Origin of the sequence: Pseudomonas sp. WC1 (assembly GCF_050586565.1) — a bacterium.
GTDB lineage: Bacteria > Pseudomonadota > Gammaproteobacteria > Pseudomonadales > Pseudomonadaceae > Aquipseudomonas.
The window spans coordinates 189,359-198,351 of sequence record NZ_JBOBDQ010000001.1 but is presented as its reverse complement, the minus strand read 5'-3'; the positions used below and the strand labels follow the sequence as shown (position 1 = coordinate 198,351).

The following is an 8,993-nucleotide window of genomic DNA, read 5'->3' as shown; positions in this document are numbered from 1 at the left end:
GGCGAGAGCGGATCAGTCGACGATCGCCGCCCGCCCCACGCCCCGCGGGTCGCTGGCCGCCTCCACAGTCCCGCCAGCCTTGTCCCAATAAAGCACCTGCTGATTGCCGTACTGACGCCCGACATCCTTCAACCGATACCCGCGCCCTTCAAGCTCGGCCTTCTGCCGCGCACTGAACGTGCCCGGCTCATGTTCCACCACATCCGGCAGGTACTGATGGTGATAGCGCGGTGTCGCCGGCCACTCGGCCACCGGCCGGCCCTCCAGGAACCCCAGCACCGACAGCAGCACCATGCTGGGTATGCGGCTGCCGCCCGGAGTGCCAAAGGTGGCGAACTGGCTGGGGCTTTCGATGAAGGTCGGGCTCATGCTCGACAGGGGACGCTTGCCCGCCGCCACCGCATTGGCCTGGCTGCCGGCCAGGCCATAGCTGTTGCTGCCGCCAGGGTCGGCGGCGAAATCGTCCATCTCGTTGTTCAGCACCACACCAGTCCCAGGCACGCTGAACGCCGCGCCAAATGGCAGGTTGACCGACAGCGTGGCGGACACGGCGTTGCCGTTACCATCGATCACCGCGAAATGAGTGGTGTGGTCGCCTTCTCGCCAGGCCGGTGAGGGCGGCAGCGCGGTGCTGGGGGTGGCCTGGTGCACATCGATACTGTCGGCCAGCCCAGTCAGGTACTGGCGCGCCAGTAGCCGGTTGATCGGGTTGCTCACATAGTCCGGGTCGCCGAGCAGGCCGCGGTCGCGGTAGGCGCGGCGCAGCACTTCGATCACATAGTGGCTGCGTTGCACGGGCTCGGCGCTCTGCCAGGGCAGGCGCTGGAGCATGGCCAGGCTTTGTGCCAAGGCCACGCCGCCGGCCGAAGGCGGCGGGCTGCTGATCAGTTCACGCTGGTCGGCCAGTGGATAACGCAGCGGTTCACGCCACGCCGTACGGTAGCCGGCGAGGTCGTCGAGGGTCCAGATACCGCCGCCCTGGCGCACGCCTTCGACCAGGCGGCGGGCCATCGGGCCACGGTAGAAACCGTCGCGGCCCTGCTCGGCCATGGCTTGCAGGGTGGCGGCCAGTTCGGGTTGGCGGATCAGCGTGCCCAGGGCTGGCACGTCGTGGTCACTGAGGAACAGCCGTGCGCTTTCGGCATCGTCGCGCAGGGCGCTCAGGCGCATGGTGGCGCGATCGCGATAGATACGGTCGACGGCGAAGCCCTGGTTGGCCAGGCGGATGGCCGGGGCCAAGCTGTCCTTGAGCGGTAGCTTGCCATGGGTGCTGGCGAGGTCGGCCAGGGCCTGGGGCAGGCCGGGGATCGCGGCGGCCAGCGGCCCGTTGATCGACAGGCCGGGCTGCACCTTGCCGTCCTTGAGGTACATGTCCGCCCTGGCCGCGGCCGGGGCGCGTTCGCGCGCATCGAGGAAGGTATACCGGGGCGTGACGCCGCTCTCGCGCAGGAGGAAGAAACCACCGCCACCCAGGCCCGAGCCATAGGGCTCGACCACGGCCAGCGTGGCGCTGATGGCCACGGCGGCGTCGAAGGCGTTGCCGCCTTGTTGCAGGATCTGTCGCGCCGCCGAGGTCGCCTCGCTGTGCGGGCTGGCGATGGCTGAACGCCCGGGGCCTTGCGCCTGGGCGGCGCAGGCCAGCAGGGCCAGGCAGGCGCCGAGGGCTGCGCGCTGTAACGCCGCGACGAACGGCATCAGGCCTTGCCGGTGATCCGGCGGTACTTGGCCATCAGCTCGTCTTCGGTTTCCGGGTGGGCTTCATCCAGGGGGATGCAGTCTACCGGGCAAACCTGCTGGCACTGTGGCTCGTCGTAGTGGCCCACGCACTGGGTGCACAGGTTCGGGTCGATCACGTAGATCTCTTCGCCTTGCGAGATGGCGGCGTTCGGGCACTCGGGTTCGCAGACGTCGCAGTTGATGCAATCGTCGGTGATGATCAGGGACATGGGGACTCCGGCCTGGGCATCGGGCCCGGGCATGTTTCAAAGCGATGGGCGCAATTGTGCCGGATTCGCGCCCGCAGTGCACGCGGGCGCGACGTCGTGACCGCGAGGGTTACTTGCGGAAGCGCTCGGTCAGCGCGTCGGCCACGGCCGGGTGCACAAATTTGCTGATATCACCGCCCAACGCGGCGATTTCCCGAACCAACGTCGAGGAAATGAACGAATAGCGCTCCGACGGCGTGAGGAACAGGCTCTCGACGTCCGGCGCGAGCTGGCGGTTCATGTTGGCCAACTGGAACTCGTATTCGAAGTCGGACACGGCACGCAGGCCGCGCAGGAATACGTTGGCGCCTTTTTCCTTGGCGAAATGCGCCAGCAGGGAGGAGAAGCCGATGACTTCGACATTGGGCAGGTGCTTGGTGACCTCGCGGGCCAGTTCGACCCGCTGTTCCAGGGGGAACAGCGGGTTTTTCTTCGGGCTGGCCGCCACGGCGATGATCACATGGTCGAACAGGCGCGAGGCGCGCTCGACCAGGTCTCCATGGCCTTTGGTAATGGGGTCGAAAGTACCCGGGTACAACACTCGGTTCATCGCGTCATCCTGGCTGGAGTGCGTTGGGGAGTCGGATGGTAGCGCAGCGATTGCGCCCGGCCAAGTCGTGAGGCCGGCTGATGGCACTATAGACAGCGTGGCTATTGGCTGTCATGCGCCACGTGCCAGGCGGCCGATCAGCGCATCGCTGAGCAGGGCCGTCAGGGCGTACACCGACAGCTGCGGGTTGGCGCCAATGCTGGTGGGGAACAGCGAACCGTCGTGGATCGACAGGTTTTCCAGCTGGTGATGCCGGCCCAGGCTGTCGCACACGGCCTGGCGCGGATCCTCCCCCAGGGCGCAGCCGCCCATGACGTGGGCGCTGCCCAGGCGCATGCGCAGCAGTTCCAGGGGCAGGCCGTCGATCAGCGCCTGGGCTTGTGCCGGGTCGCTGACATAGCGAGCATCGCCATGCACCGGCATCACATGGCGGGCACCAGCGGCGAACTGGATCTGCGCCATGCTGTGCCAGGCCCGGCGCAGGCCGTCGCGCAGATAGTCGCTGACGGGGTAGTCCAGCACAGGCGAGCCATCGCCGCGCAGCTCTACCTGGCCGCCGGGGCTGTCGGGGTGGAAGCCGTCGCGCAACAGCGCCAGCATCACATGGGTGTGGGGCAGTTCGGCCATGCGCTGGGCATTGTCCTGGCCATGGCCGCCGAGCAGGGTGCTGGCCAGGGCCGGGTGCAACGGTGGTACTTCGAGTTTGTAGCCCACCGGGCCGGTGACACCGTCCTGCCACTGGAACTGGTCGCTGTAGATCGATTGCGGCGCCCCGTAGTAAGGGTCGATCTTCGCTTCGAACTGTGCTGCGCTGAAGTTGACCAGGTGCAGGAAGGTGCGCTTGCCCAGCCGCTGGTGCGGGTCAGGCGCGTCTGAGCGCAGCAGCAGTGCCGGGCTGTTGATACCGCCGCCGGCAAGTACATAGTGGCGGGCGCGTACGCGAACCTGGCGGCCTGTGGGCTGGATACCCCGGGCGTCCAGGGCCTGGCATTGCAAGTGGTCGATGCGCTGGCCGTCATGATTGAACCGCTCGGCACGGGCCAGGTAGAGCAGCTCGCCGCCGTGCTCCAGGGTAGCCGGGATGCTGGTGACCAGCATCGACTGCTTGGCGTTGACCGGACAGCCCATGCCGCAGTAACCCAGGTTCCAGCAGCCGCGCACGTTGCGCGGAATCACCGCCCAGCGGTGACCAAGCGCCTCGCAGCCGCGACGCAACACGTCGTTGTTGGCATTGGGCGGCATCGCCCAGGGGCTGATGCCCAGATGCTGCTCCATGCGCTCGAACCACGGCTTCAGGGTGTCGTTGTCCAGGCCCTTGACCCCATGCTCGCGAGCCCAGTGTTCCAGGGTCTGTGGCGGTGTGCGAAAGCTCGATGTCCAATTGACCAGGGTAGTGCCGCCCACCGCCCGGCCCTGCAGAATGGTAATGGCGCCGTCTTTGCTCAGACGGCCCAGGCCCTCCTGGTAGAGGTCGGCGTAGGCTTCGTGCTCGAGCAGGTGGAAGTCGCTGCTGGTCTTCAGCGGCCCTTCCTCGATCAGCAGCACCTTCAAGCCAGCGGCGCTGAGCCCTTCTGCGGTGGTGGCGCCGCCTGCGCCGCTGCCGATGACGGCGACGTCGGCAGTGAGGGTCAGGTCCTGTTCCAGGCGTGAGCCATCGTGGGTGATCCAGCCTCTTTCGAGGCCTAGGCGGAATGGGTCGGGGGCGCGCATTTGGCGGTGCTCTTGTCTGGTGTTCAGATCTTTGGTGGGCCGGGGTAGCCGCACGCTGCCCAGGCTTCGGGGCGTTCGTACCAGGCCATCAGCAGCAGTTGCAGCAACGAGGCGTGACCCTGGCGCAGCAGGTTCAACGAGCTGTCGCGCCAGCGTTCGAGGAAACGTTCAACCTCGGCACCGGTGGCATCGGCCCAGCCGCCCCAGACCCCGGTCAGTGGTCCGCGAGTGAGGGACAGGGTGAGCACGTCGAACAATTGCCGGGTCAGCTTGAGCATGGCGGGCGACAGCGCCGCCAGCTTGTGGTCGAGGCTTTGCAGCACAGACGCCGTGGACGCCTGGGTACCGGCCAGCACGACGGGAATCAGTGCCTGCAACAGCGGCAGGTCGTCGTCGCGCAGCGCCTGGTAACCAGCCGACGGCCTCTGCTGGCTACAGCCGATCAGGCTGGTCGCCCCCAGAAACAGGCTGGCGCCCAGGCCGAAGCGCAGCAGGTCGCGGCGCTGCATCAGCGGATGAACAGCTTGTAGACCAGCCGTTGCAAGGCCTTGCCATAGGGCGGGTAGATCACCTTGGCGGCATTGATGCGTTGCTTGGCCAACACGGCCTTGGCCTTGCTGAAGGTCAGGAAACCTTCGTGACCGTGGTAGTGGCCCATACCGGACGGGCCGATGCCGCCAAATGGCAGGTCATCCTGGGCCACATGCAGCAGGGTGTCGTTGAGGCAGACACCGCCGGAGTGGGTGTCGCGCAGTACCCGAGCCTGCTCGCCACGGTCATAGCCGAAGTAGTAGAGCGCCAGGGGGCGAGGTCGCTGGTTGATGTAGGCCAGGGCGTCGCCCAGGCGCTCGTAGGGCACCACGGGTAGCAGGGGGCCGAATATCTCGTCCTGCATCACCTGCATGCTGTCGTTTACGTCCAGCAGCAGGTGAGGGGGCAGCCGGCGACCCTGGCGCGGCTCGTCGGGATAGAGGTCGATCACCTGGGCTCCCTGCTCGCGGGCATCGTCCAGCAACCGGTTCAGGCGGCCAAGCTGGCGCTCGTTGATGATCGCGCTGTAGTCGGGGTTGCCGGTCAGGCGCGGATAGAGGCGGCGCACAGCGCGCTGGTAGGCGTCGGCGAAGGCGCCCAGGCGCTCGCGGGGCACCAGCACGTAATCGGGGGCGACGCAGGTCTGGCCGGCGTTGAGGGTCTTGCCGAAGGCGATGCGTTCGGCGGCGGTGTCCAACGGCACGTCGGCCGAGACGATAGCCGGCGACTTGCCGCCCAGCTCAAGGGTCACTGGCGTGAGGTTTTGCGCGGCGGCCAGCATCACATGGCGGCCGACGCTGGTGGCGCCGGTGAACAGCAGGTGGTCGAAGGGCAGGCGGGCAAAAGCCTGGCCGACTTCCACCTCGCCCAGCACCACGCTCACCAGATCATTGGGGAACACGCGCTCAAGCAGGTTCTTGAGGGCCTGGCCACTGGCCGGGGTCGACTCGCTGAGCTTGAGCATCACCCGGTTGCCGGCGGCCAGGGCGCCGGTCAGTGGGCCGATGGCGAGAAACAGCGGGTAGTTCCACGGCACGATGATCCCCACCACGCCCAGTGGCTGGTATTGCACCCGGGCGCTGGCGGGGTGGAAGGCCAGGCCGACCTTGCGCCGCGATGGACGCATCCAGCGGCCCAGCTGTTTCTCCGCGTCGCGCAGGCCCATGACCGACGGCATCAGTTCGGCGAGCAGGGTTTCGTCACGGCTGCGGCCACTGAAGTCGGCATCGATAGCTGTAATCAGGTGCTCCTGGTCCGCCAGCAGCGCCTCGCGCAGGCTTTTCAACCACTGCCGGCGTTGCGTGGCCGGGGGCATCGGGTTGCCGGAGAACGCCTGTCGTTGAGCGTCGAACGTCGCTTGCAGGTCGAGGTCGGATTGTACGGGGGGAAGTACGGCAGGCGAGGTCATGGCGGCTCCGGGGCTGACGAGTGAGTAGAGCATATACTCTAATTGGTACCATCGTGCACCTTTTTCACTTGATCGGCGGTGCACCCGACGGGCTGGAAGCCGTAAGATGGGCCCGATCCTTACACGCTGGAGACTGGAGCTGAGCATGGCCCCGCGCATGAAGACCCGAGAGCGCATCGTGCAGAGCAGCCTGGAGCTGTTCAACCAGCAGGGCGAGCGTTGCGTCAGCACCAACCACATTGCCGCGCACATGGAAATCTCGCCCGGCAACCTGTACTACCACTTCCCCAACAAGCAGGCGATCATCGCCGTGCTGTTCAATCAGTACGAAGCGCTGGTCGACAGCTTCCTGCGCCCGCCCCAGGGCCGCACCGCCACCGTCGAAGACAAGCGCTTCTACCTCAAGGCGCTGCTGGCGGCGATGTGGAACTACCGCTTCCTGCACCGCGACCTCGAGCACCTGCTCGACAGCGACCCGGAACTGGCGGCCCGCTATCGGCGCTTCTCGCAGCGCTGTCTGCAGCAGGGGCAGGCCATTTACCGCGGCTTTGTCGAGGCCGGCATCCTGAACATGGATGCCGCGCAGGTGGAGTCGCTGACCATCAACGCCTGGATCGTGCTGACTTCCTGGGTGCGTTTTCTCAGCACCACCCGCGAGCATTCCGCGCACCTGGGTGAAGAAGCGTTCAAGCGCGGCGTCTATCAGGTGGTGGTGCTGGAGCTGGGGTATGTCACCCCGACCGCGCGTGCCGCGGTACAGGCGCTGTGCGCTGAGTTCCATGTCCCGTTCAACCAGGCCCTGGAGCATTGATCCGGGGTTTCGAGCCATTCATCAGGAGATTGTCATGCCCCTCGCGCAATTGATCACCCCGCAACAGCTGGCCGAACGCCTGGGCGCGCCCGGCCTGGTGATCCTCGACTGCCGCTTTGCCTTGGAAGATGTCGACTACGGCCAACGCAGCTACGCCGAAGGGCATATTGCCGGGGCGCACTTCGCCGACCTCGAACGCGACCTGAGCGGGCCGGTGCTCAAGGGCAGCACAGGCCGCCACCCGCTGCCCGACCCACAGCGGCTGGTGGAGCGCCTTCGCGAGTGGGGTGTGGACAACGACAGCCAGGTGGTGCTCTACGACGACGGCCCCGGCGCCTTTGCCGCCCGTGCCTGGTGGCTGCTGGCCTGGCTGGGCAAGCGCGACGCGGTGTTCATCCTAGATGGCGGCCTGAAGGCCTGGCACGCCGCTCACCTGCCGCTGAGCCTCGACCCGCCGGTACGGCGCGAAGGCAATTTCAGCGGTGAGTCGGACATGGCGCTGCTGATCGATGCCGCCCACCTGGCCAAGCGCCTGGACGACCCCGCGATGACCTTGATCGACGCGCGCGGCCTGCCGCGCTTCCGTGGCGAGGTCGAGCCGATCGACCCGGTGGCCGGGCATATCCCTGGCGCCCGATGCGCGGCATTCACCGACAACCTTGGCGCGGACGGGCGGTTCCTGCCGGCCGCCCAGCTGAAACAGCGTTTTGCCGAAAAACTGGGCGATCGGGCGCCGGAGGACCTGGTGGCTTATTGCGGCTCTGGCGTGACGGCTTGCCACAACCTGTTTGCCCTGTCGCTGGCGGGTTATCCGCTGGGGCGGTTGTATGCCGGGTCGTGGAGTGAGTGGATCAATGATCCGAGGCGCGGCGTAGCCACTGGCGATTGAGTCCTGATGTGGGATCGGCGCACCGCCGCGCCCACAAAGCCTTCCTTCACCTGATGATCCTGGATGGGGCCTATCGCCCTTCCATCAGCCACTGCGGAATCCGCCGTTCCAGGTAGTACTCCGGATTGCGCAGGCTGCCCTCGACGAACCCCACATGCCCACCCCGGCTGTGCAGTTCGAACTGCGTCTGTGCCGCCAGCTCACCGGCATTGGGCAGACTGTGACCAAACACGAACGGATCATCGTTGGCGTGGATGATCAGCGTCGGTGTGCGGTTCTCGCCCAGGTAGTAGCGGCTGGAGGCGCGCCGGTAGTAGTCATGGGCATCGCTGAAGCCATTGAGGGGCGCGGTCACCTTGCCATCGAAGTCCCAGAACGTGCGCAGGTTGCGCAGCGAGCCCAGGCGTTCGAGGGTGGCCAGCCCTTCATGGTGGCCCTTGTCGCGGAAGTGCTGTTGCTTGTCCTGCACGTAGGCCAGCATCTGGCGCATGAAATGCGCCTGGTAGACCTTCGAGAAACCCAGGCCGATACGGTCGGCGCACTGGTCCAGGCGAAACGGCACCGACACCGCTACCGCTGCCTCCAGCTGGCTGGCCGCGCCGCTTTCACCCAGGTACTTGAGCAGCACATTGCCGCCCAGCGAATAGCCCACGGCATACAGCGGCGCCAGCGGCCGCTGCGCCCGCAGGTGACGGATGGTTTCGGCCAGGTCTTCGCTGGCCCCGGAATGGTAGCTGCGCGCCAATAGGTTGGGTTCGCCCGAGCAGCCGCGCCAGTTCACCGCGACACTGGCCCAGCTGCGTGCCTGCAGGGCCAGTTGCAGGCCTTTGACATATGGTGAATTGGACGACCCGGTCAGGCCGTGAAGTACCAGCACCAAGGGCGCATCGGCCTGGTGCGGGCCGTGCCAGTCGAGGTCGAGAAAATCGCCGTCCGCCAGCCATAGACGCTCGCGATTGCGCGGCAGGTCCGGGAGCTTGCGCCAGAGTGGCCCCCACAATGTCTGCAAGTGGGGGTTGGACAGGCCGGCGGCCGGGCGGAAGGTGGCGGTGTGGCTGGGCATGCTGGGCGGCTCGTGATGTGCCTGCCTAGAGTGCCATGAAACACCG

The 8,993-nt window shown here is 66.7% G+C and carries 9 protein-coding genes; 2 read left to right on the top strand and 7 right to left on the bottom strand.

Translation table 11 applies throughout. The features are described from left to right. Positions 1 to 12: 12 nt before the first annotated feature. The 6 genes from ggt to ACQ4OD_RS00855 form a co-directional block, all read right to left on the bottom strand. A complete protein-coding gene (gene ggt, locus ACQ4OD_RS00880) occupies positions 13 to 1,695 on the bottom strand; it encodes a gamma-glutamyltransferase (protein WP_430943713.1) in 1,683 nt (560 codons plus the stop codon). Further along, entirely contained in the window at positions 1,695 to 1,946 is a 252-nt protein-coding gene (locus ACQ4OD_RS00875) for a YfhL family 4Fe-4S dicluster ferredoxin (RefSeq protein ID WP_011531711.1), read from the bottom strand. The genes ggt and ACQ4OD_RS00875 overlap by 1 nt, the downstream gene beginning before the upstream one ends. A gap of 109 nt (positions 1,947 to 2,055) precedes the next feature. Continuing rightward, the gene (gene coaD / locus ACQ4OD_RS00870) at positions 2,056 to 2,535 is read right to left on the bottom strand and encodes a pantetheine-phosphate adenylyltransferase (protein ID WP_023631729.1); all 480 of its coding nucleotides are present in this window, start codon (positions 2,533 to 2,535) and stop codon (positions 2,056 to 2,058) included. Positions 2,536 to 2,646: 111 nt separating this feature from the next. Continuing rightward, positions 2,647 to 4,245 (bottom strand): GMC family oxidoreductase N-terminal domain-containing protein, encoded by a 1,599-nt coding sequence (locus ACQ4OD_RS00865; protein ID WP_430943712.1) that lies wholly within the window; start codon positions 4,243 to 4,245, stop codon positions 2,647 to 2,649. Positions 4,246 to 4,268: 23 nt separating this feature from the next. Next, positions 4,269 to 4,754 (bottom strand): twin-arginine translocation pathway signal protein, encoded by a 486-nt coding sequence (locus ACQ4OD_RS00860; protein WP_198754722.1) that lies wholly within the window; start codon positions 4,752 to 4,754, stop codon positions 4,269 to 4,271. After that, the gene (locus ACQ4OD_RS00855) at positions 4,754 to 6,184 is read right to left on the bottom strand and encodes a coniferyl aldehyde dehydrogenase (protein ID WP_139674213.1); all 1,431 of its coding nucleotides are present in this window, start codon (positions 6,182 to 6,184) and stop codon (positions 4,754 to 4,756) included. Before ACQ4OD_RS00855 ends, ACQ4OD_RS00860 begins: the two co-directional genes overlap by 1 nt. Positions 6,185 to 6,329: 145 nt before the next feature. On the opposite strand from ACQ4OD_RS00855, the gene ACQ4OD_RS00850 reads away from it, so the two are divergent. After that, positions 6,330 to 6,995 carry a TetR/AcrR family transcriptional regulator gene (locus tag ACQ4OD_RS00850; RefSeq protein WP_102681794.1) on the top strand — a complete coding sequence of 222 codons (666 nt, stop codon included), beginning with the start codon at positions 6,330 to 6,332 and terminating at the stop codon, positions 6,993 to 6,995. A 34-nt stretch (positions 6,996 to 7,029) separates the two neighbouring features. Next, the gene (locus tag ACQ4OD_RS00845; protein WP_430943711.1) at positions 7,030 to 7,884 is read left to right on the top strand and encodes a sulfurtransferase; all 855 of its coding nucleotides are present in this window, start codon (positions 7,030 to 7,032) and stop codon (positions 7,882 to 7,884) included. A gap of 70 nt (positions 7,885 to 7,954) precedes the next feature. Here the strand turns inward: ACQ4OD_RS00845 and ACQ4OD_RS00840 are convergent, their stop codons facing one another. Then, positions 7,955 to 8,947 carry a hydrolase gene (locus tag ACQ4OD_RS00840; protein WP_139674209.1) on the bottom strand — a complete coding sequence of 331 codons (993 nt, stop codon included), beginning with the start codon at positions 8,945 to 8,947 and terminating at the stop codon, positions 7,955 to 7,957. Positions 8,948 to 8,993 lie beyond the last annotated feature (46 nt).

Coding starts and splice junctions, on each gene's coding strand:
- ggt (WP_430943713.1), bottom strand. CDS start 1,695: ATGCCGTTCGTCGCGGCGTTACAGCGCGCAGCCCTCGGCGCCTGCCTG.
- ACQ4OD_RS00875 (WP_011531711.1), bottom strand. CDS start 1,946: ATGTCCCTGATCATCACCGACGATTGCATCAACTGCGACGTCTGCGAA.
- coaD (WP_023631729.1), bottom strand. CDS start 2,535: ATGAACCGAGTGTTGTACCCGGGTACTTTCGACCCCATTACCAAAGGC.
- ACQ4OD_RS00865 (WP_430943712.1), bottom strand. CDS start 4,245: ATGCGCGCCCCCGACCCATTCCGCCTAGGCCTCGAAAGAGGCTGGATC.
- ACQ4OD_RS00860 (WP_198754722.1), bottom strand. CDS start 4,754: ATGCAGCGCCGCGACCTGCTGCGCTTCGGCCTGGGCGCCAGCCTGTTT.
- ACQ4OD_RS00855 (WP_139674213.1), bottom strand. CDS start 6,184: ATGACCTCGCCTGCCGTACTTCCCCCCGTACAATCCGACCTCGACCTG.
- ACQ4OD_RS00850 (WP_102681794.1), top strand. CDS start 6,330: ATGGCCCCGCGCATGAAGACCCGAGAGCGCATCGTGCAGAGCAGCCTG.
- ACQ4OD_RS00845 (WP_430943711.1), top strand. CDS start 7,030: ATGCCCCTCGCGCAATTGATCACCCCGCAACAGCTGGCCGAACGCCTG.
- ACQ4OD_RS00840 (WP_139674209.1), bottom strand. CDS start 8,947: ATGCCCAGCCACACCGCCACCTTCCGCCCGGCCGCCGGCCTGTCCAAC.